The following is a 20,110-nucleotide window of genomic DNA, read 5'->3' as shown; positions in this document are numbered from 1 at the left end:
CCAACCAAAAAGGAATCCGTCACAGAAATACATGACGGGGTTGTGCATCATGCACTGGCTTTTAACACACTGTTGAGTTCTCAAGAAACGGACGCGTACACCCCGGCAAGACCCGACCAGCGGCCCCCGCCGAAGAGGCGTTCATTTCGTCTTTGTGTTACCAATCTTCGCAGCCCCCCAAGTTCGTGTCAAATTGACGCGAACCCCATCGAGCTGCAGAAATCAGCAACCGCCCCGTCTCCGAGGCAACCCCTCTACCTTACTCCGAACTTCGACCCTTGTCCAACCGGACACTTGATCAAAGGATGGAGAGCAGAGGCGGGGAGCCGGCACGAGACCGGTTCGCCCGTTCAGAACACGGAGAACTGTATGGACGCCTCCCCTGGGCGTCAAATCGGCGTTCACCTCGGTGTCACCGTGACGACACGGGTACGTACCGTGCGTGAACCAGCAGTCCGCGCCGAGGGCGCTCATCATCCTGGTGGGGATCGCCGGGGCGCTGATCGTGCTGTTCGGCCTGCGGGAGGTGTCGTCCGTCGTCGGGCCGCTCGTGCTGGCGCTGGTGCTGGTGATCGCCGTGGCGCCGGTGCGCTCGTGGCTGGCCCGGCGCGGCGCGTCCGTGTGGCTGCAGGTCGCGGTGCCGTTCCTGATCATGCTGCTCGTCCTGCTGGGCATGGCCGGGGTGCTGACGATGGCGGCGGTGCAGCTCGGCGAGCTGGCGCCCGCGTACACCAGGCGGTTCGAGGAGCTCCTCACCGACGCTCGGGCCTTCGCCATCGCCAGGGGCATCAGCGGCGAGCAGCTCGACCGGGCGATCGACAGCTTCGACCCGGCGCGGGTGATCGGCATCGCGCAGAGTCTCCTCGGCGGGGTGATCGGTGTCTTCTCCGCCCTGTTCCTCATCGTCGTCCTGATGCTGGCGATGTGCCTGGACGCGCCCATCACGGCCAGGGTGCTCGACTCCGGGGAGGGCAGGAAGGTCGCGCTGGTGGAGGCGCTCGGCCGGTTCGCCCGCAAGACCAGGCGCTACCTGATCGTCTCGACCGTGTTCGGGCTGATCAACGCCATCCTGGACGTGATCGCGCTCTATCTCATCGGGGTGCCGCTGCCGCTCCTGTGGGGGGTGCTCGCGCTGATCGCGAACTACATCCCCAACATCGGTTTCGTCATCGCGCTGGTCCCGCCGGCCACGCTGGCCCTGCTCGACGCCGGGGTGCGTGAGATGTTGCTGGTCGTCGCGGCGTACGTGGTCTTCAACGTGGTGACGCAGTCGCTCCTCCTGCCGAAGTTTCTCGGCGACGCGGTGGGGCTGTCGACGACGATGACGTTTCTCTCGCTCATCATCTGGGCGTTCGTGCTCGGGCCGCTGGGCGCGATCCTCGCCATCCCGCTGAGCCTGCTGGCCAAGGCGCTGCTTATCGACAGCGATCCGGCCGCGGCGTGGGCGGGGGCGCTCATCTCCAACAGGCCGCCGGCGGTCACGCGGCCAACCGGCTCAAAGTCACGCCGCTCAGGCGCCTGACGTCGCGGGACAGGTGGGCCTGGTCGGCGTAGCCGGCGACCGCGGCCACCTCGGCGAGTGGGACACCGGACCTGGCCAGACGCAGGGCGTGCTGGAAGCGGACGATGCGCTGCAGGGTCTTGGGCGCGTACCCGAAGCTGGCGACGCTTCTGCGGTGGAGCTGGCGCTCACTCAGCCCCAGCTCCCACGCGACCTCGCGGACGCTGTCGCCCCGGCGGAGGGCGGCCGCGGCGGCGGGGGCGGCCGGGTCGGGGGGCGGGGTGCGGCGCAGGCGGTCGGCGATCGCGGCGCGCAGGACGGGCATGGGGTCGGGGGCGTCGTCCAGAGGCGGGAGGGCGCCGAGCGCGTCGAGCGGCACGCGCTGGTCGCGCAGCTCGGACAGCGGAACGCCGAACACCTCTCCCGTCGCGCCGGGCTTGAAGCGGATGCCGGTGAAGATGTCGCCCACATGCATCGACGTGGGCACGGGGCCCGTGTCGGGGCCTGCCACGAACGGGCCGGAAGGGCCCCAGATGAGGTCGACGCAGGCGTCGGGCACGACGAGCTGGGTGCGGTCGTCCTCGCTCACCTGCCGCCACAGGCAGGCGATCCGCCCGGCGAGCGCGGGCTCCGGCGACCACTCGGCGTACATGCTTCCACGCTACGCCCGCTCACCGACATTCCCGCGTGGGCGGGGTTGTCCCTACGTGGGGAGGCGGCCGTAGGCCTGGAGAGTCCTGAGACGTCCCACGGTGAGGTAGCCGCCCCACTCGTGCTCCACCACGGGGGTCCACATGGGCCAGTTCCCGTTCCAGCCGCCTTCCTCCGACTGGGCCGCCAGCAGGGCGTCCAGGTGGCGGGCCAGCACGTCCTCCGTGAACAGGGGGAACCGCAGAGGGCTGGGGGCGAAGTCCAGGGGGAAGTGGGCGTCGCCGGGAGCTTCGGGGTCGAAGGTGACCGTGGCCAGGATGGCGTCCTTGAGCCGCTGGAACTCCGACCGCGCCCGCTCCTCGTCGTCCACCAGGTCGAGGAAGGTGACGATGGCGCGGGCCTCGTACGGGGTGGTCTTGTCGACGGCGGAGATGCTCCTCCAGCAGAAGTCGGTGGCCGGTCCGCGCCACGGGTGGTCGATGCCGTGCTTGTGCAGGAGGCCGGCGATCGAGGCGGTGGGGATGAGGTTGCCGGGCGGGTCGTCCGGGGTCTCCCACCAGGGCGCGCGCGGCGCCTCGCGGACGGTCGGGAGGCAGAAGGGCACGCCGCCGTCGGGGGTGGTGACGGACACCAGGTAGTCGCAGGCGGAGCGGACCATCGGGTCGGCGAAGGCGTCCAGCTCGTCGAGGATCCAGAACGCGACCTCGACCGGCTCCGGCTGGCTGGCGGCGCCGCGCAGGTCGGGTTCGAGCGCGTGGCCGAAGCCGCCGTCGGGGTTCTGGTAGCAGCGCAGGGTGTCGAGGACGCGATCCCTTGGGCCGCCCGCGAACAGGGCCTCGAAGCGGAGCCGGTCCAGGAGCCTGGCATGGGTCAGCAGGTAGCCGTGTGCACGGTGGAGAACGTCCATGCGGTTCACGCTAGTCGCCCCGTTCCGCCTGACGCTTGTACGAATCGGACGCGGCGCGCGGGCTTATTCGGTTGCCGTCGGTGAGCGCTCCTGCGTACGGTCGGCCGCATGTGTTGCTTTTACGCAGGTTGCTTCTACGCGGTTCGCATTCGCCGCAGCCGGCCTCTGGCCCGCTAGCGGACGCGACCGGTCGAGCGCGTTCCGCGGCGCGCCCGGGGCCCTTCGAGCCATTCATCGACTCGAGGACCCGGAAGGGCAGCTGTGGCGCAGGATTACGCGCACGGAAATCATTCACACACGCAGAAGAAGGCCAGGAGCTCGGGCGGCCGCACGCCCAGGGACAGGGCGAGACGCGTGCTCTCCCAGAACTTCCTGGCCGACAGGCATGCCCTGGAGCTGGTGGTCAAGGCCGCCGCTCCCGAGGGCCTGGTGCTGGAGCCGGGGGCGGGCGAAGGCGCGCTGACCCTGGCGCTGGCCGCGGCGGGGGCGCGGGTGGTCGCCTACGAGATCGACCCGCGGCTGGCGGGCCGGCTCAGGTCGCGCACCCGCGACGATCCGCGCGTCGAGGTGGTGCGCGGCGACTTCACCGCGGCCCGCCCGCCGGGCGAGCCGTTCGCGGTGGTGGGCAACATCCCGTACTCGGCCACGTCGCGGATCGTCGGCTGGTGCCTGCGGGCCCGGTCGCTGACCTCGGCGACGATGGTCACCCAGCTGGAGTACGCCCGCAAGCGGGCGGGCGGCTACGGCCGGTGGAGCCTGGTCACGGTGGAGTCGTGGCCGTGGTTCTCCTGGCGGATGGGCGACCGGATCGGCCGGGAGAGCTTCCGGCCGATCCCGTCGGTCGACTCGGCGATCCTGCGGATCGAGCGCAGGCCGGCGCCGCTGGTCGGCTCGGGGCGGGACTGGCAGCGGCTGGTGGAGCTGGGGTTCAGCGGGGTGGGCGGTTCGCTGCGCGCCTCGCTCAGGACCCGCTACGACGGGGTGGACGCCGCCCTCGCCGCCGCCGGGGTGGCCCGCGACGCCGTCGTCGGCCACGTGCACCCGGACCAGTGGCTCACGGTGTACGACCGGCTAGACCTGTGAGGTGAGGCGTGCCGGGCCCGTCGGAGCGGCGGGCCCGGCCGTCTCGTGCTCGGGCGGGTTGCGCCGGCCCCACGGCATCGCGGCCAGCAGGACCGGCAGCAGCACGATCGACGCCCGCGACCAGTCCTGGTGCAGGAGCCACCAGGCGGTGTCCTCGTACTGGGTCATGTAGAGGTAGCCGTAGCCCGCCCAGAGCGACACCCCGATGATCGCCGGCCAGGCGAACCGGGTGGGCCGGGCGACCAGGAACGGCATGAACCAGAGCAGGTACTGCGCGCCCAGCCTGGGCGTGACCACCATGAAGATCAGCAGGATGGCCAGCGTCATGTCGATCGGGTCGGCCCGCCACCAGATGATGATCGCGGCCACGACGCACGCGTAGATCAGGTAGGTGCCGAAGGTCGCCAGGTCCGCGCGCAGCGCCCAGTCGCCGCCGGTGAAGTGGGGGGTCCAGCCCCACTCGCCGACGATCGGGCGGATGGCCCGGATGGTGTCGATGACCTGGGGGATCTGGCTGATCGAGGTGCCGGCGAAGACGGGCAGCGTCACCAGGAAGAAGAGCGGCACCGCGCCCGTGCAGAACAGCGCCACGATCCGGGACCGGAGCTGCGGCAGCAACAGCACCATGCCGGGGACCAGCCAGATCGGCCAGCTCTTGGCGCACAGCGCCAGGCCCATGAGCAGACCGGCGTAGGCGCCCCGTTTGAGGCCCGCCCGGTCGCCGGGGCCCGGCCTCAGCGCCTGCCCGAGCGTGCGCAGCGCCCATCCGGGGAGACCGGACCAGCCGTGGTCGGCCAGCGCCCGCCTGGTCACGGCGATGACGTCCATCCGGGGGGTGGGGGCGCCGGGGCCGCGGGCGACCACGAACGCGGCCACCCCGAACACCAGCGCCACCGGCTCGACCTGGCCATGGAGGCAGGCGACCATCAGCGCGAGCGGGTTGAGCGCGTACTGGAAGGCGCGCAGCGAGGCCTTCGGCCCACCGGCGAGCTTGGCCACCAGCGGGATGAGCACGATGTCGGCCACCACGGTGACGATCCGGCCGGACCACTCCCACGGGATGCCGAGCCACAGCAGGATGCCGTACACGTACGGGATCGTCGGCAGGAAGTGCCAGCCGCCCTTGCTGGCCAGGACCGGGTCCTGGCCGTTGAGCACGGCCTCGCCCGCCGGTTTGAAGCTGTTGACGAAGTCGACCGGCTGGTGGGCGTCGCCCGCCGCGAAGAACATCAGCACGACGCGGACCACCACACCGACGGCCAAGGCGGCCCAGAGCGGCGGTCGCCAGTCGCGCCACTGGGCGACGAGGGCGAGCGCGAGGCCGGTGACGAGGATGATCGCGATAGGGAGTGCAGTTTCCATGGCGGGACCTAGACTGCCCTACGCCCCTCCGCGCTGCCACACGGCTTTGTTTCCGGATCTCCGACATGCGGGGTCGTAACGCGTCAGAACATGACCGTCTGTGCTGAACTTTTCGCATGGGGGGATCCGAAGTCAACCAGACACTGGTCAGGCTCTATTTCGAGGTGCGCGAAGGGCTGCATGACCCGGTCGCCGCCTGGGCGAAACTCACAGCGAACTCTGAGGTTTACCGGCAGGCGCGGGGTGGCCGCCGGGTCCCCCTGGACGACGCGACGGCCGCCGAGCTGGCCGCGGCGGCCATCGTGCACACCGCGTCCGAGCACGGCGCCGACCAGGTGGCGGCGCTGGCGACCTCGCCGCTGGCCGGGCTCGTACGCGGGATGGGCGGCGCGGTGCTCACCGAGCAGTCGAGCGCGCCCGAGCAGCTGCTCGGCCCGCGTTTCGAAGGGCCGCGGGCGGAGGACTGGGCGAATGCCGCGTACGTACTGCTCTGGGGGGAGAACAACAGGAACGTGCGCGCGCCCGGATCACCGTGGGTGATCGCCGGTCGGTACAAGGGGCAGAAGGTGGTGGCCATCGGCCCGCACCCGACGCGGCTGTCGGACGAGACGCTCGTGGTGCGGCCGGGCACAGACGGGGCGCTGGCCATGGCGGTCGGGCACGTGCTGCTCAAGGAGTTCTTCCTGGACCGGCCGGCGTTCGCCGCGCACGCGATGGCGCGCACCGACCTGCCGGCCCTGGTGCGGCTGCGCGAGCTGGAGGACGGGCTGGTGCCCGGCGGGCTGCTCGGCCGCGACGCCGGGCGGCTCAGCCTGTACGGGGGCGACGGGGCGGCGGCGACGGAGGTGCTGCTGCCGCGCTTCGACGTGGGGCCGGGCGTGCTGCGCCGCGGGGTGCCGGCGGTGCGCGACGGCGAGGGCCTGGTGACGACCGTGTTCGACCTGCTGCTGGCGGTGTACGGGCTGGCCCGGCCGGGTCTGCCGGGGAGCTGGCCGGACGGCTACGACGACAAGACCTCCCCGTACACGCCCGGCTGGCAGGAGGCGCACACCGGGGTGGCGGCCTCGCGGGCGCTGAAGCTGGCCAGGGAGCTGGGCGTCACGGCCGAGAAGACGGGCGGGCGGTGCATCGTGGTGCCCGGCTGGCTCGACACGCCGCACGCCGACACCGCCTACCGGGCGATGCTGGCGCTGCTCGTGCTCACCGGCTGCCGCCGGGGGTGGGCGCAGGCGTCGGGCGGGGCGGGCGTGCCGCTCGTGCCGTACCTGGTGCTGCACGCGTGCGGCGAGGACCGGGCGGACCTGGGGGCGTTGAGCTGGGCGCTGGCCGACGGGATGTTCGACCGGCGGACGTCGCGGACGGTGCTGCTGGACGCGGTGCGCGGCGGGCTGCCGATGGCGCCGCCGCCGCGGGTGCTGGCGCTGCCGCGGTGGATCTACCCGCTGCCGCCGCAGGTGGACCTGCTGATCGGGCCGGACGAACGGTGCGATCTGGCCACTCCGGACTCCAGACTGGTCGCCGACATGGTGGCGAAGCTGTCGGACGGGCAGGTGGAGCCGGCCCGGGAGGAGCCGGAGCCGGGTGAGCCCGGGATGCGGACGGTGGTGGACCACGCCTGGATGTACGAGTACGGGGAGGCGCTGCCGGTCTACCGTCCGCCGGGGGTGGGGGTGCCGCTCAAGCCCACCCAGCTCGTGCGGTTGCCGTGAGCCGGGGCGGGGGCGCCGCCCCGGGCTCGGGTCTTGTCAGAAGCCCGCCGTGATGCGGGTGAACTCCCACTCGGCCTGGGAGATGCCGCTGCAGTTGGAGACGACGCCGCCGCCGGGGCAGGGGCGGTCACGGTTGACGCCCCAGTACGCGAGCCGGTTCAGGCCCTTGGACCTGGCCCAGTCGCGGATCTGCGTCCACGTCTGCGGGGTGGTCAGCTCCTGCTGGTCGGACAGGCCGTTCATGCCGGAGATGCCCATGCGGGCGTATGCCTGCGCGTCGGTGTAGCCGTAGGCGTTCTTGAGCGCGTTCTTCAGGCCCTCCGAGGCGTTGACGGTGTCCTGGTAGATGTTGGAGCTGCCGAAGTCGAACGGCATGATCGTGAAGTTGTCGATCGGCACGTTCAGCGCTCTGGCCTGGTTGATCAGGCGGACGCCGTGCGCGTTCGGGCCGGTTCTGCTGGTGCCGAAGGTGACGACGACCTTGACGTTCGGGTTGTTCTGCTTGACGATCTTGAGGCCGTTCAGGATGCGGTCCTGCACGGTGTAGTTCTCGAACTCGTCGTAGTTCTCGATGTCGAAGTCGACCACGGCCGGGCCGACCGCGTTGATGACCTGCTGCACGGCGCCGGCGAAGGCCTGCGGGGTGGCGCAGTTCGGGCCGAGCTTGTTGCCCTGCCAGCCGCCGAAGGAGATCTGGACGCTGCCGCCCTTGGACTTGATCGTGTTGATCGCCTGCTGGTCGGCGCCGCCGGTGAGGGGGCGCTGGCCGTCCCATGCCGGGTTGCAGCCGCCGCTGGACAGGATGAACGCCATGGTGAACGACTTGACGCCGGTCGCGTCCATGACGGCGCCCGGGTTGGGCGGGTTGCCCCAGCCCATCCAGAGGTAGGGGGCGCCGGGCATCCGGCTCGGGTTCGGGCCGGGGTCGTCGCCGCCGGTGGAGGTGCGTGCGGTGACGGAGTTGCTGTGGCCGGACTGGTTGCCGGCGGCGTCGCGGGCCCTGACGGTGTAGGTGTAGCCGGTGTTCGCCGCGCGGCCGGTGTCGGTGTACGAGGTGCCGCCGACGGTCGTCACCAGGCTGCCGCCCCGGTAGACGTCGTAGCCGGTGACGCCGACGTTGTCGGTGGCGGCGTTCCAGGCGAGCGAGACGCTGCTGGAGGTGACGCCGGTCGAGCGCAGGTTGCCCGGCACGGACGGCGCCTGGGTGTCCCCGCCGCTGCCGCCGCCGACCTGCTTCCACAGGGCGGGCACGACGTTGGGCTCCCAGCCCGGCTGGGAGGTGTGGCTCTGGAGGCACTCGTAGTCGACGCCGTTGTGGGTGACGCGGGTGCCGGCGGTGTAGGGGGTCCAGGCCGTCCAGGCCGCGTAGGCGGCGGCCGTCGCGCCGTACGCGGCGGGGGCGGCGACGGTGGCGAGGCCGGAGAGGGTCATGGCGAGGGAGGCGAGTAACGCAAGGAACATACGTCGAAATTTCATGACATTCCTCGGAGGTGCGGCTTGACGGTCTTCGAGAAGTTCCAGTTGTGGGTGGCGTCCCAGTTGATGGACCAGGTCATCGCGCCCCTGATCCCGGGGTAGGCGCGCGGGGGTACGAACGATCCGCAGCGGGTGCGGGTGGCCAGGCAGTCGAGCGCCTGGTTGACGACGGCGGGCGCGACCACGCCGCCGCCCGCGGCGCCCGGCCCGGCGGGCAGGCCCAGCGCCACCTGGTCGGGGCGCAGCCCGTTCTCCAGCTGGATGCAGGCGAGCGCGGTCAGGAAGTCGACCGAGCCCTGGGAGTACGCCCACGCCTGGTCGCAGCCGAGCATGGAGCCCGAGTTGTAGTACTGCATGTGGACGACCGTGAGGATGTCCTTGATCGACAGGGCGAGCTTGAAGTACTCCATCCCGGTCGACTGCATGTCGATGGTCTGCGGCGCCATCGTGATGATCAGTCCGGAGCCGGCCTTGGCGTGCAGCGCCCGGAGCGCCTGGGCCATGTAGGTGGCGTTGAGCCCGTTCTCCAGGTCGATGTCCACGCCGTCGAACCCGTACGACGTCATGATCCCGTACACGGAGTCGGCGAACCTGGTCGCGGCGGCTGCACTGGCGACCTGCACCCGCCCGGCCTCGCCGCCGACGGAGAGGATGACCTTCTTGCCGCGCTGCTTGAGCGCCCGGACGTCGGCCCTGAACTGGGCGTCGGTGTAGCCGCCGAGCGCGCTCGCCAGGCCCGGGTCGACGCCGAAGACGACCTCGCCGGGGGTGGCGGTGGCCTCGCCGAACGCGATGGCGATCAGGTCGTACTCGTCGGGCACGGCCGACAGGCGCAGTTCGGTGGCGGGGTTGACGAAGTTGTGCCAGTAGCCGGTGAGGAAGTGCTTGGGCAGCCCCTCCCCCGGCTCGCCGGGGTCGCAGCCGGCGGTGGTGGCGGTGGCGGGGTCGCTGGGCGCCGACTCGCCCGCGCCGTTGTGCGCCCGGACGGTGTAGGTGCGGGTCTCGCAGGCGCCGAGGCCGGTGATGGTCGCGGTGGCCGAGCTGACAGCGGCCTTGACAGCGGAGCCTTCGTAGACGCGGTAGCCGTCGACGGCGCCGCTCGCTGGGGTCCAGGTCAGGGTGATGGCGCCGACGCCGCCTGTCGCGGTGAGACCGCCGGGTTTGCCGGGGACGCCCGGGACGGTGCCGCCGTCGCAGGGCGCGCCGTTGAGCGTGCAGCCGGTGATGCCGGGGAAGTTGCCGGGGCTGCCGGTGAAGCCGAAGCTCGCGCTCGCGCCGGGGGCGAGGGCGGGCGCCCAGGAGGGGTTGGTGAAGGTGTAGTGCTGCCCGTTCCTGGACTGCGTGGCGTCCCAGGCGGACGCGATCGAGAAGCCTGACGGGAGGTCGAACTGGACGTTCCAGCCGTTCATCGGGCTGGAGGTGCCGTTGGTGACGGTGATTTTGCCTTCGAAACCGGTGCCCCAGTCGGACATCTTGGTGAAGGCGGCGGTCGCCGAGGCGGCTTGGGCGGGGGATGCGGTGAGTCCGAGTGCGAGGGTCGCGAGCACGACCAGGATCACGCGTGCTTTCACATTGTCGTCCTTGTCGGTGGCGTACCGCGCGGCTTGCGCCGGGGGGTGAGAGCGCAAGCCGCACGGCACGGCCCGCGGAGGCAGACGCGAGCCGTCAAGAGGTCCGATCTGTTAGGAAAGTTTCCTAAGAGTTGACGTGATCGTAGCCTTGACACCCCGGGCTTACAAGACCCAATGCGTCACCGCCTCCGATACCCCGCCACGCGAGGTGGCGGGGCACGGACGGTTCAGTTCTGCCGCGTGATCCGGACGTCGTCGACCGCCGCCTCGACGAGCGAGGCGGTGGACAGGTCGGCGGCCTCGATGAGGATGCGCACCGTCTGCCCGGCGAACGAGCTGATGTCCGCGGTGGCCACGCTCCACGCGGCGTCCCGGTCGGACGCGGCGCCCGCCTGCTGGAAGACGGTGGCCGTGGTGTTGCCCACGACCCTGACCCGGAAGTAGTCGGCGCTGGTCGCGTTCGACCCGTGCGCCAGGTACCAGGACAGCGACAGGCTGGTGGTCCCGCCGGCGGGCAGCGTGATCGGCGGCGACTGGATCGAGGTGACGCCGCCGTCGATGTCGTACGCGCCCGCCGAGCTGCCGGCCAGGCGGCCGGTCACCAGGTCGTTGCTGCCGCTGACCGTGGTGCCGAGCTGCTTGGGGCCCGAGGAGGAGGTGTCGGCGGGGTCACCGCGCTCCCACTGGCCGAGGGTGGCCGTGTCGGTGCCGTTCGGGTTGACCGTCCAGCCGGTGGCGGTCTCGAAGGTGTCCGAGTAGACGGTCGTCGGCGGGGTGCCGGTGCCGCAGTACTGGGACTCCTTGCCGATGATCCGGTAGACGCAGTCGGAGTACTCCAGGAACCGCAGCGTGGCCTCCTTGTTGCGGGTGGTCTGCGGCACGATCTGCTCGTCGGGAGGGTAGAAGCCGGGGCTGGAGCCGGTCGGGTACATCTCGAACGTGTAGCTGAAGATCTTGTAGACGCCCCACAGCCAGTCGTTGATGGTGCCGTCGGTGATGTAGAGGTCGCTGGCCTGCTCGGGGGTGTAGCTGTTCGTCGAGGCCATGCTCTGGCCGAGGGTGGCGTGCGCGTTCCTGTCGTCCAGCGTCAGACCTGGCGCGGTGTCGTTGAAGGTGTAGCCGTAGGGCCACAGGATCAGCTCGCTGTAGGTGTGCCAGTCGATGTGCGCCTTGATCTGCTGCACACCGCCGACGACGCGGCCGCGTACCCAGTTCGCGACGGCGCGGACCTCGGGCGCCGACTCGGCCGACGGGCCCCGGTAGGTGTCGCTGGAAGGCGAGCCGGAGGAGCCGCCGCAGCAGCCCCACTGGTAGCCCCAGTTGCGGTTGAGGTCGGTGCCGACGGCGGAGGTGCCGCTGTTCGGCTGCCTGTTCTTGCGCCAGGACCGGTAGCTGCCCGTGGCGATGTCGTACTCGCCGCCGTCCGGGTTGAGGTCCGGCATGATCCAGATCTCGCGGGAGTTCACCAGGGAGGTGACCCTGGAGTCGCTGCCGTACCCGTCGGTGAGCAGGTCCATGATGTAGAGCGCCATCTCGACGGTGAGGTGCTCGCGGGCGTGCTGGTGGGCGGTGAACAGCACCTCCGTCTCCGCCTCGTCCGTCGCGACGTTGTCGCTGATCTTGACGCCGACGAGCTGCCTGCCTTCGTACGAGGTCCCGTACGAGAACTTGCTCGCGATGCCCGGATGGTCGGCGACCAGGTCGTCGATGTACGCGATCATCTCGGCGTAGTTGTGGTAGGCGGAGTCCGATGGCGGGAAGTCAGCGGCCGCGGCATCGGACGTGGATCTCGGGCGCGGGACCTCCGCGACCCGGTAACCGAGGTTCCTGATGGCGGTGACCTCGGCTTCCGTGGCGGTGATGAGGACCGACTCCTTCGTCACCTCGTCGATGGCCGCGCCGGTGGCCGCGACCGCGCTGCGTTCCTGCGCGTTCGACGGGCCCTGGACGCGGTACTGCTTGTTGGGGGGTGGCTCGGCGGATGCCCCCGCCCCGGTCGCGCCGGTCAGGCAGACCAGGGACAGGGCGGCGAGCAGGATGACCAAACGGCGGTGCACCTCGTCCTCCTAGGGCGCGCGGGCTCGGGTGTTGACGCGCGCCTGAACTGAGAGTGAAGAGGCGCCCTGTGCGGGGGAAGGCCCAATCTACGCCTCCCCGGTAGGGGTAATCTGCATTGTCACCCCCATGTCAGGCCTGGAGCGAGGCGGGATGTTCTTCGGCATCACGGATATCTGGACATATGTCATCGGCGCTTTTCTGATCATTCTGTTGCCGGGACCGAATTCGCTGTTCGTGCTCGCCCAGGCCGCGCAGCACGGCGTGCGGCAGGGATACCGGGCGGCGGGCGGGGTGTTCGTCGGCGACACCGTGCTGATGCTGCTGTCCGCGGCGGGCGCCGCCTCGCTGCTGCGCTCCGCGCCGTTGGTGTTCACCATCGTGAAGTACGCGGGTGCGGTCTATCTGGCCTGGTTGGGGCTCCAGATGATCCGGGGAGCCTGGCGCGCGTGGCGCAACAAGGACGTCGCCGCGGCCGTGACGAGCGGCCCCGAGCGGGTGTCGCGTGCCCCGCGCCCGTTCGGCAAGGCGCTGGCGATCAGCCTGCTCAACCCCAAGGCGATCCTGTTCTTCGTGTCGTTCTTCGTCCAGTTCGTCGACCCGGGTTACGCCACGCCCGCGCTCTCGTTCCTCATCCTGGGCTCGATCATCCAGGTGTTCAGCGCGCTCTATCTCACAGCGCTGATTTTCTGCGGCTCTTTCCTGGCCGCCCAGTTCCGGTCCCGGCGGCGGCTCAGTGCGGGCCTGACCTCGGGTGTCGGTGCGGTGTTCGTCGCTTTCGGTGCGTCGCTCGCGGCCTCGTCGCTGAGCTGATCGCCGCCGGGCCGCCATTCTCAACGTGTCAAAAGAGGCAGTCGCCCCTTAGGGGGTCGGGTACGGTAAGCCACCGGAAAGCGCCCGGCAACCCCCGGATGCGAAGGTCGGAGTATGCCAGGGTGGCCGCTGGGTGACATCGAGCGGTCCGTCCGGCAAGCCTGCCGGCCCGAAGCCGGGGTAGTCCCAGCCCGTCGGCCCAATCTGCGGAGCAAGCGTTGAACCACCCTCCCGTCACCCTGCCTCGTCTGACCGCCCTGGCCCGTCAGGCCGCCCCGCAGTTGCTGGAAGCTGTGGTCGCTCCCCTGGTGGTGTTCTATGCCGCGATGATGCTGCTCGGCCTCCAGTGGGCGCTCATCCTGACCTGCTCGTGGGTCTACGTGGGCGTGGCATGGCGGCTGATCAGGAGGATCCGGGTGCCGGCCACGATGTATCTGGCCGCCGCGGCGATCACGCTGCGCACGGTGATCGGGCTGTGGACCGGCACGTGGATGTGGTACTTCATCCAGCCCGAGCTCGGCACCATCTGCATCGGCATCGCCTTCCTCGCGTCCGTGCGGCTGAACAGGCCGCTCGTGGAGAAGCTCACCCTCGACTACATCCACCTGCCGAACGCGGTGCTCAAGCACGAGCGGGTCCGCAGGTTCTTCGCCAGGATCACGCTGCTGTGGGCGTTCGTCCTGCTGATGAACTCGGGCCTGAGCATCGCGCTGGCGATATACGAGTCGCTCTCGGGCTCGCTCAGCGGGTACATCGTGCTGCGCACGTCAGCGGTGGCCGTGATAAGCGGGCTGGCGATCGCCGTCTCCGTCTTCGGCTTCAAGCGGCTGCTGCGCCGGCTGCACGTGGCGCACGGCTGACCGTTCGGCCAGCAGGAACGCTCCACACATCCCCATGGCCATCCCGGTCAGCATGCCGAACAGCTCCAGCAGGTCGGTCAGCCCGGTGGCTCCGCCGCTGAGCGGCGCCGCCGTGGCCGTGATGATCATCGCGTAGAGGCCCCAGCCGAACAGCGACCCGGACCCCAGCCAGGCCACGACCAGCGGCTGCCAGAACGGCCGGCGGGCGTTCGCCCTGACCAGGGCCACCAGCGCCACGCCCGCCGCCACGGCCAGCAAACCCTTGATCCCCTGCTGGAGCGCGCCCGCCGAGGTCATCGCCGCGGCGGCCTCCGGCGGCAGCCCCGCGTCGCCGCCGAACGCCCACGAGAAGCGGACACCCCCGATGACGGCCGCCACCAGCAGCGAGCCCCACGCCACCACCCGCTGGAACGGTCTCGTCAGCGACTGGTACGGGGCCTCGGCGGTGGTGGTGAAGACGGCGGGCCAGCGGTCCCGGGCGTAGAGCACGAAAGCGGCCATGAGTCCGATGCCCTGCCCGATGAACCCGCCGTAGACCATGACGTAGACCCAGGGCTCGATCGGGCCGCCGACGTCGAACAGAGCCGCCCCTTCGAGCAGCAGCCCCAGCGGCGTCGTGACCACGATCACGCCGAGCAGGCCGGTGCCGACCCACAGCGGCAGCAGCACCAGCCAGGCGGGCAGCCGCATCCCCCACCGCATGGTGAACCCGAGCGCCAGGACCAGCGCGACGGCGTCCATGCCGAACGTCAGCACGTTCATGCCGTACATCGTCGAGTCGTCCATGAGCGCCGGGTCGGTGACGCCGACCGGGCTGCCCGTCAGCCAGAGGACCTTGAGCGTGAGGTAGGGAAGCATGGCGGCCATGGCCACGATCGCCGCGGTGACCCGGCCCACGCCGGCTCTCGGTGTCTCGTTCATACCTCCCAGGCTGCTCTTCCGGCCGCTCGCGGGCCTCACGCGGGCAGGGGATCCCGCTCCCCCGTACGGGGGAGAGCAGCTCCGTACGTCTGAGCTTCCGTACGGGGGACTCACGGCAGTTCCGCGGCCAGTTCGTAGCCGCCGTCCGCTGGGCCGGCCCGGAGGGTGCCGCCCGCCAGGCGCACCCGCTCCCTCAGCCCCGGCAGGCCGAAGCCGCCGGTCGCGGTGACCTGGGGGGCGTGGGCGGGCGGGCCGTTGCGGACGGCGACCAGGTGCGGGGTGACCGCGACCTCGATCACGGCGCCCGGCGCGTGCTTGGCGACGTTCGTCAGCCCTTCCTGCACCACCCGGTGCGCCAGGCCGGGAATCGGTCTCTCCAGCCGCAGCGTGATCGCCATCCCGGAATCACGGGCCCGTTCCACCAGCGCCACCACGTCCTCCCGCACCTCGGCGTCATCGCCCGCCGTAGGAGGCGACGCGACATCGTCGCCCGCGCGAGCGGCCCCCGCGACAACATCCTCCTCACCTGCCGGAACGGACGGAGTGACGGGGCCGGTTTCGCGTGCCGGGGGGTGCGGTGTGATGGCGACTCGCGCCTCTTCGGTGGTGGGGGCGAGGGGGGCGGCGTCGGTGTCTTCGCGGAGGACGCCGATGATCTGGCGGAGCCGCTCGGTGGCGTCCGCCGCCGCCGCGCGCAGTTCGCTCGCCGCTCTGGCGTGGGCGGGTTCGAGGGTGGGGGACAGTTCGAGGCCGGCGGCGCGGACGGCGATGAGCGCCAGGTCGTGGCCGAGCGAGTCGTGCATGTCGCGGGCGATGCGCGCCCGCTCGCGCAGCCGTGCCTGCGCCTCGGCCGCCTGCCGCGCCTGGTCCCGCTGCTGCAGGAGCCGCCTGCGGAGCAGGCCCAGGAGGTACGGGACCAGGTAGGTGCCGATCAGGCCGCTGACCATGGTGATCCACAGACCGGCCGCGCCGCCCCCGGCGACGACGAGGACGACGCCGATCGCGGTGATCAGGACGGCGACCAGCCCGGCGCCCGGTATCCGGATGGACCACGGCAGGGCCCGGGGCAGGCGGCGTCCGGCGAGGTAGGCGTACCAGATGGAGAACGGCGAGACCGGCGCGAACGGGAAGATCTTGACCTGGATGGCGCCGGGGATGAGCCAGGTGATGTCGGAGGTGGCCAGGCTGTCGGCGAAGTCCCACGGCCCGAGCGGCAGCAGCAGCACCACCGCCGCCAGCGGCCACGGCCTGCCGACCAGCACGGCGAGCGCTCCAAGAGCCAGGCGCGGCACCGTGATCGCGCAGAACGCGCCGAGGTCTCTCAGCGGATCGGGCCCCATGGCGCTGATCACGATCGCCAGCAGCACCCACAGGACCACGTCTCTGAGCACCTGGCGACGGTCGTCGCGGCGTAGTCCGTTCACGCCCACGACGGTATCCGCGACCAGGCGGGACCCGCTCCCCCCGAAGGTCTGCGCCGGCCCCTGACGAAAGTCGGGTGGCTCGCGCTCCCCCGCAGGCGGTGGGGCTAGCACCACCATCAACTCGGATGCCCGCACTGATGTGCCGGGTCCGTCCGGCCGCTTTGATCGAAGGGTGTCAACCGGAGGTCGTAGCGCCGCCCCTGACGAAAGTCGGGGGTACCGCGTACCGATCGTCCGATGCGCGGTGGCCTGCGGGATTCCTAGGTTCGGAGCGTACGGGCCCTGACCCCGGTAGGGGAAGAGCCCGCGTTCGTCCCCGGGAGATCCCCGATGTCCGCCGGCACCTCTCGCCGCCAGGGTGAGAGTGCGCGCCAATCGATCGGAGTTCACGCTGATGTCGCACGCCGTCCTGGAGTTCCTCCAGCAGGTGATGTCCTCGCCCTGGCTCTACCTCGCGCTGTTCACACTCTCCCTGCTCGACGGGTTCTTCCCGATCGTGCCCGCGGAGACCTCCGTGATCACCGCCGGGGTGTTCGCGGCCACGGGCGAGCCGAACCTCGCGCTGGTGATCCTGGTGGCGGCGCTCGGCGCGTTCGCCGGCGACCACATCTCCTACCTGCTCGGTCTCAAGGGCGGGGGACGGCTGCGCAAGCGCAAGGCGATGGTGTGGGCGCGCGACGCCCTCGCCGAGCGCGGCGGCCTGGTGCTGGTCGTGGCCCGTTACATCCCCGGCGGGCGGACCGCGACCACGCTCACCATGGGCGCCGTCCGCTATCCGCTTCGCCTGTTCACGATCTTCGACGCGATCGCGGCGGCCTCGTGGGGCCTGTACTCGGGGCTGATCGGGTTCTTCGGCGGGATGGCGTTCGAGCGCGACCCGATCAAGGGGCTGCTGCTCGGGCTGGGCATCGCCGTGTCCGTCACGGCCGTGGTGGAGACCGTCCGCTGGCTGCGGAAGCGGCGCGCCACCAACGCTTCCCCCGTGCGACTTCCCTCGGACACGTCGGTTTGACCCTGCCGGGTGACCATCCAGCTGAAAGGAGTGGGGCATGACGGTGCCGGCCGCGGTGATCGCCCTGATCGGCTCACTGTTCTTCGCACTCGGAGCGGCTTTGCAGCAGTTCGAGGCGGTGGGCACCGACAAGCCCGGGATGCTGACCCTGCTGCGGCGGCCACGCTGGCTGCTGGGCGGGGCCGCCATCCTGGCCGGCGGCGGGCTGCACATCGTGGCGCTCGGCCTCGGCCCCCTCACCGTGGTCCAGCCGATGGGGGTGGCCAGCCTGTTGTTCGCGCTGCCGATCGCGGCGACCCTGCACGGCCGCAGGCCGTCCACGTCCGAGCTGGGCGCGGCGGCCGTGGTCGCGGCGGGGCTGGTCGGCCTCGTCCTGCTGGTGCCCGAGTCGGACGTGCCGGTGCGGTTGGAGCCGCGGGAGCTGTTCACCCTGCTCGGCGTCTCCGGCGCGGCGGCGGTGCTGCTGTGGGCGGGCGCGCGGGCGGCCGCCCCCGCGTGGCGGGCCGCGCTGCTGGCCACCGCGTCCGGGGTGCTGTACGGCGCCACGGCCACGCTCGTGCGGGTGCTGGTGGACGGCGGCTGGAACTGGGCCTACCTGCTGGCCCTGCCGGTCCCGGCGCTGCTGGCCCTGGTGATGCTGCAGCGCGCCTACTCCGTCGGCCACTTCGGCGTCTCCTTCGCCGCCCTGCAGATCGCCGACCCGCTCACCGCGGTGGCGTTCGGCGCGCTGCTGCTCGGCGAGCCGCTCCCCACCGGCCTCGCGCCCGTGGCGGCCGCGGCGCTGGCCGCCGCCGGAACCGTCGCCCTCGCCCGTACGACCCCGCTGGAAAGCCGGCCTCCCCGGGCCGGAACCCCCACCTAGAAGAAACCCTGAGGAGTCACCCACCATGGCGATGCCCCTGCACCGGACCCACCGGGACGCCGGTCTCTCCCCCGCACCCGAACGCCCCCGGCGCATCATGATCTCGACCGACACGTACCCGCCTGACGTGAACGGCACGGCCTACTTCGCCCACCGGCTGGCCACCGGCCTGGCCGCGCGCGGCAACGAGGTGCACGTGGTGTGCCAGTCGGACCTCGGCCCGGCCGGCGCCGACGTGATCGACGGCGTGATCGTGCACCGGCAGCGCTCGGCGCCGCTGCTCGTCCACCCGACGATGCGGGTCGCGGTCCCCGCGCGGCTGGACCGGCTGATGGCCGCCGTCGACCCCGACGTGCTGCACACCCAGGGCCACTTCGTGGTCGGCAGGGCCGCCCTGGCCGCCGCCCGCCGCCGCGGCGTCCCCGTCGTGGCCACCAACCACTTCATGCCCGACAACCTCTTCCAGTTCGGCCACGTCCCCGCCCGGCTGCGGGCGGGCGCGAGCTGGCTGGCCTGGCGCGACTTCGGCCGGGTGTTCGGCAAGGCCGACCACGTCACCACGCCCACCCCGCTGGCCGCCGCGCTCCTGGCCGAGCAGGGCTTCGACCGCGACGTCGAGGCCGTCTCCTGCGGCATCGACCTGACCCGCTTCCACCCGCACGCCGAGCCGAAGGAGTGGGCGCGCAAGCTGTTCGGCCTGCCGGACCGGCCGACCGTGCTGTTCGTCGGCCGGCTGGACGAGGAGAAGCGGCTCTCCGACCTCATCCGGGCGATGCCGTACGTGCTGAACGAGACCGACGCCCAGCTCGCGCTCGTCGGGAGCGGCAACCAGCGCGAGACGCTGGAGACGCTCGCCGCCCGGATCGGGGTGGCGGAGCGCGTGTCGTTCCTCGGGTTCGTGGCCGACGAGAACATGCCGCAGGCGTACGCGGCCGCCGACGTGTTCGCCATGCCGAGCGTGGCCGAGCTGCAGAGCATCGCCACCCTGGAGGCGATGGCGACCGGCCTGCCCGTGGTGGTCGCCGACGCGATGGCGCTGCCGCACCTGGTGAACGGCGACAACGGCTACCTGTTCCCGCCCGGGGACGTGCTGGCGCTGGCCCGCCACCTGACCTCCGTCCTGACCGACGGCGACCTGCGCGACCGGCTCGGCCTGGCCAGCCGCGAGCTCGCGCTCACCCACGACCACCAGGCCTCTCTCGCCCGGTTCGAGCAGATCTATGACGAGGTGACGCGATGACCTCACGTGCCGCGACCGCCGCCACCGTCACGGCGGCGCTGGCGTCCGCCGGCGCCCTCGGCTACGCCGAGCTGACGCTGCCCGCCCAGCCGCTGCTCAGCGACTACGCCCTGGTGCCTGGCGGGATGGCGCCGACGTTACTGGGGATGCTCGCGCTGGCGGCGGCGTGCCTGAGCCTGGCGTACGGGCTCGCCACGTCCGACCCTCGCCGTACGGCGGCGACCCGCGTGCTGCTGCTGGCCGCGGCCGCCGGGCTGATGCTCAGCGCGGTCTTCCCGACCGACCCGGGCGAGATCAAGTCTCTGACCGGGGAGATCCACCGGTGGGCGGCGGCCGTGGTCTTCACCACCCTGCCGGTGGCGGGCTGGACGCTCGCGCGCGGGCGGGCACGGGCCGCCCGGTGGAGCGCGGTCCGGGCGCTGGCGGTGACCGCCGGGCTGGTGCTGGCCGTGTACCTGGCGGCGCATCCGGCCTCGTTCACCTCCGGCTGGATCGGCGGTGAGGGCTACTACGGGCTGCTGGAGCGCGCCCTGGTGGTCGCGGACATGGCGCTCCTGGTGGTCATGGCGGCCGCCGGCGCGCGCCCCGCGGCGGTGGCCGTCCCCGCCCGCGAGACCGTCGGGGAACCCCAGGAGCGCCTGGCCGCCTGACGACACTTCGACC

The 20,110-nt window shown here is 71.4% G+C and carries 17 protein-coding genes; 9 read left to right on the top strand and 8 right to left on the bottom strand.

Features of this window, described 5'->3' with window-relative positions:
* Positions 1-442 precede the first annotated feature (442 nt).
* A complete protein-coding gene (locus AB0K05_RS04865) occupies positions 443-1,522 on the top strand; it encodes an AI-2E family transporter (protein WP_261808782.1) in 1,080 nt (359 codons plus the stop codon).
* Here the strand turns inward: AB0K05_RS04865 and AB0K05_RS04860 are convergent.
* Positions 1,479-2,153: a helix-turn-helix transcriptional regulator gene (locus AB0K05_RS04860; protein ID WP_364226690.1), complete on the bottom strand. Its 675-nt coding sequence runs from the start codon at positions 2,151-2,153 to the stop codon at positions 1,479-1,481. The two genes, AB0K05_RS04865 and AB0K05_RS04860, sit on opposite strands and share 44 nt — an antisense overlap.
* A 51-nt stretch (positions 2,154-2,204) precedes the next feature.
* Positions 2,205-3,059, bottom strand: a complete 855-nt coding sequence (locus AB0K05_RS04855; RefSeq protein ID WP_364226687.1) for a hypothetical protein — start codon at positions 3,057-3,059, stop codon at positions 2,205-2,207.
* A 261-nt stretch (positions 3,060-3,320) separates the two neighbouring features.
* Here AB0K05_RS04855 and erm point away from each other — a divergent pair, with 261 nt between their 5' ends.
* Positions 3,321-4,142: an ErmE/ErmH/ErmO/ErmR family 23S rRNA (adenine(2058)-N(6))-methyltransferase gene (erm, locus tag AB0K05_RS04850; protein ID WP_148033723.1), complete on the top strand. Its 822-nt coding sequence runs from the start codon at positions 3,321-3,323 to the stop codon at positions 4,140-4,142.
* Here erm and AB0K05_RS04845 read toward each other — a convergent pair.
* Positions 4,131-5,504 (bottom strand): hypothetical protein, encoded by a 1,374-nt coding sequence (locus AB0K05_RS04845; protein ID WP_345482627.1) that lies wholly within the window; start codon positions 5,502-5,504, stop codon positions 4,131-4,133. The genes erm and AB0K05_RS04845 overlap by 12 nt on opposite strands.
* 116 nt (positions 5,505-5,620) lie before the next feature.
* Here AB0K05_RS04845 and AB0K05_RS04840 point away from each other — a divergent pair, with 116 nt between their 5' ends.
* Positions 5,621-7,213: a molybdopterin-dependent oxidoreductase gene (locus AB0K05_RS04840; protein WP_271279379.1), complete on the top strand. Its 1,593-nt coding sequence runs from the start codon at positions 5,621-5,623 to the stop codon at positions 7,211-7,213.
* Positions 7,214-7,249: 36 nt separating this feature from the next.
* Here the strand turns inward: AB0K05_RS04840 and AB0K05_RS04835 are convergent, their stop codons facing one another.
* The 3 genes from AB0K05_RS04835 to AB0K05_RS04825 form a co-directional block, all read right to left on the bottom strand.
* The gene (locus AB0K05_RS04835; protein ID WP_271279380.1) at positions 7,250-8,674 is read right to left on the bottom strand and encodes a carbohydrate-binding protein; all 1,425 of its coding nucleotides are present in this window, start codon (positions 8,672-8,674) and stop codon (positions 7,250-7,252) included.
* 11 nt (positions 8,675-8,685) lie between these two features.
* A complete protein-coding gene (locus AB0K05_RS04830) occupies positions 8,686-10,260 on the bottom strand; it encodes a cellulose binding domain-containing protein (protein ID WP_364226681.1) in 1,575 nt (524 codons plus the stop codon).
* Positions 10,261-10,487: 227 nt separating this feature from the next.
* Complete coding sequence (locus AB0K05_RS04825) at positions 10,488-12,317, bottom strand: M14 family zinc carboxypeptidase (RefSeq protein ID WP_271279382.1); 1,830 nt, start codon at positions 12,315-12,317, stop codon at positions 10,488-10,490.
* A 151-nt stretch (positions 12,318-12,468) separates the two neighbouring features.
* On the opposite strand from AB0K05_RS04825, the gene leuE reads away from it, so the two are divergent.
* Both leuE and AB0K05_RS04815 read left to right on the top strand, forming a co-directional pair.
* Entirely contained in the window at positions 12,469-13,128 is a 660-nt protein-coding gene (gene leuE, locus AB0K05_RS04820) for a leucine efflux protein LeuE (protein ID WP_219549279.1), read from the top strand.
* 218 nt (positions 13,129-13,346) lie between these two features.
* Entirely contained in the window at positions 13,347-13,988 is a 642-nt protein-coding gene (locus tag AB0K05_RS04815) for a VC0807 family protein (protein WP_271279384.1), read from the top strand.
* On the opposite strand, the gene AB0K05_RS04810 is transcribed toward AB0K05_RS04815, so the two are convergent.
* Together AB0K05_RS04810 and AB0K05_RS04805 are read right to left on the bottom strand one after the other, a co-directional pair.
* Complete coding sequence (locus tag AB0K05_RS04810) at positions 13,896-14,909, bottom strand: hypothetical protein (RefSeq protein ID WP_364226676.1); 1,014 nt, start codon at positions 14,907-14,909, stop codon at positions 13,896-13,898. The genes AB0K05_RS04815 and AB0K05_RS04810 overlap by 93 nt on opposite strands.
* A 110-nt stretch (positions 14,910-15,019) precedes the next feature.
* Positions 15,020-16,333, bottom strand: a complete 1,314-nt coding sequence (locus tag AB0K05_RS04805; protein WP_271279386.1) for a sensor histidine kinase — start codon at positions 16,331-16,333, stop codon at positions 15,020-15,022.
* A 364-nt stretch (positions 16,334-16,697) separates the two neighbouring features.
* Between AB0K05_RS04805 and AB0K05_RS04800 the strand changes: the two genes are divergently transcribed.
* The 4 genes from AB0K05_RS04800 to AB0K05_RS04785 are packed head-to-tail and all read left to right on the top strand — an operon-like array spanning position 16,698 to position 20,097.
* Entirely contained in the window at positions 16,698-17,345 is a 648-nt protein-coding gene (locus AB0K05_RS04800) for a DedA family protein (protein ID WP_261808784.1), read from the top strand.
* Between the two features lie 37 nt (positions 17,346-17,382).
* Positions 17,383-18,207, top strand: coding sequence for a DMT family transporter (locus AB0K05_RS04795; protein WP_187281338.1), 825 nt, complete (start codon positions 17,383-17,385; stop codon positions 18,205-18,207).
* Positions 18,208-18,238: 31 nt separating this feature from the next.
* Positions 18,239-19,447: a glycosyltransferase gene (locus tag AB0K05_RS04790; RefSeq protein WP_271279390.1), complete on the top strand. Its 1,209-nt coding sequence runs from the start codon at positions 18,239-18,241 to the stop codon at positions 19,445-19,447.
* Positions 19,444-20,097: a DUF998 domain-containing protein gene (locus AB0K05_RS04785; RefSeq protein WP_219549286.1), complete on the top strand. Its 654-nt coding sequence runs from the start codon at positions 19,444-19,446 to the stop codon at positions 20,095-20,097. The genes AB0K05_RS04790 and AB0K05_RS04785 overlap by 4 nt, the downstream gene beginning before the upstream one ends.
* Positions 20,098-20,110: the final 13 nt, after the last annotated feature.

The sequence above is a fragment of the Nonomuraea sp. NPDC049486 genome (assembly GCF_040676925.1).
Lineage (GTDB): Bacteria > Actinomycetota > Actinomycetes > Streptosporangiales > Streptosporangiaceae > Nonomuraea > Nonomuraea ferruginea.
Note: the sequence above shows the minus strand (reverse complement) of the source record. Positions and strands in the feature narration are given on the sequence as shown.

Excerpts from the sequence above, each read along its gene's own strand:
- AB0K05_RS04860 (WP_364226690.1), bottom strand. The coding sequence starts at position 2,153 with ATGTACGCCGAGTGGTCGCCGGAGCCCGCGCTCGCCGGGCGGATCGCC.
- AB0K05_RS04855 (WP_364226687.1), bottom strand. The coding sequence starts at position 3,059 with ATGGACGTTCTCCACCGTGCACACGGCTACCTGCTGACCCATGCCAGG.
- AB0K05_RS04845 (WP_345482627.1), bottom strand. The coding sequence starts at position 5,504 with ATGGAAACTGCACTCCCTATCGCGATCATCCTCGTCACCGGCCTCGCG.
- AB0K05_RS04840 (WP_271279379.1), top strand. The coding sequence starts at position 5,621 with ATGGGGGGATCCGAAGTCAACCAGACACTGGTCAGGCTCTATTTCGAG.
- AB0K05_RS04835 (WP_271279380.1), bottom strand. The coding sequence starts at position 8,674 with ATGTTCCTTGCGTTACTCGCCTCCCTCGCCATGACCCTCTCCGGCCTC.
- leuE (WP_219549279.1), top strand. The coding sequence starts at position 12,469 with ATGTTCTTCGGCATCACGGATATCTGGACATATGTCATCGGCGCTTTT.
- AB0K05_RS04810 (WP_364226676.1), bottom strand. The coding sequence starts at position 14,909 with ATGAACGAGACACCGAGAGCCGGCGTGGGCCGGGTCACCGCGGCGATC.
- AB0K05_RS04795 (WP_187281338.1), top strand. The coding sequence starts at position 17,383 with ATGACGGTGCCGGCCGCGGTGATCGCCCTGATCGGCTCACTGTTCTTC.
- AB0K05_RS04790 (WP_271279390.1), top strand. The coding sequence starts at position 18,239 with ATGCCCCTGCACCGGACCCACCGGGACGCCGGTCTCTCCCCCGCACCC.
- AB0K05_RS04785 (WP_219549286.1), top strand. The coding sequence starts at position 19,444 with ATGACCTCACGTGCCGCGACCGCCGCCACCGTCACGGCGGCGCTGGCG.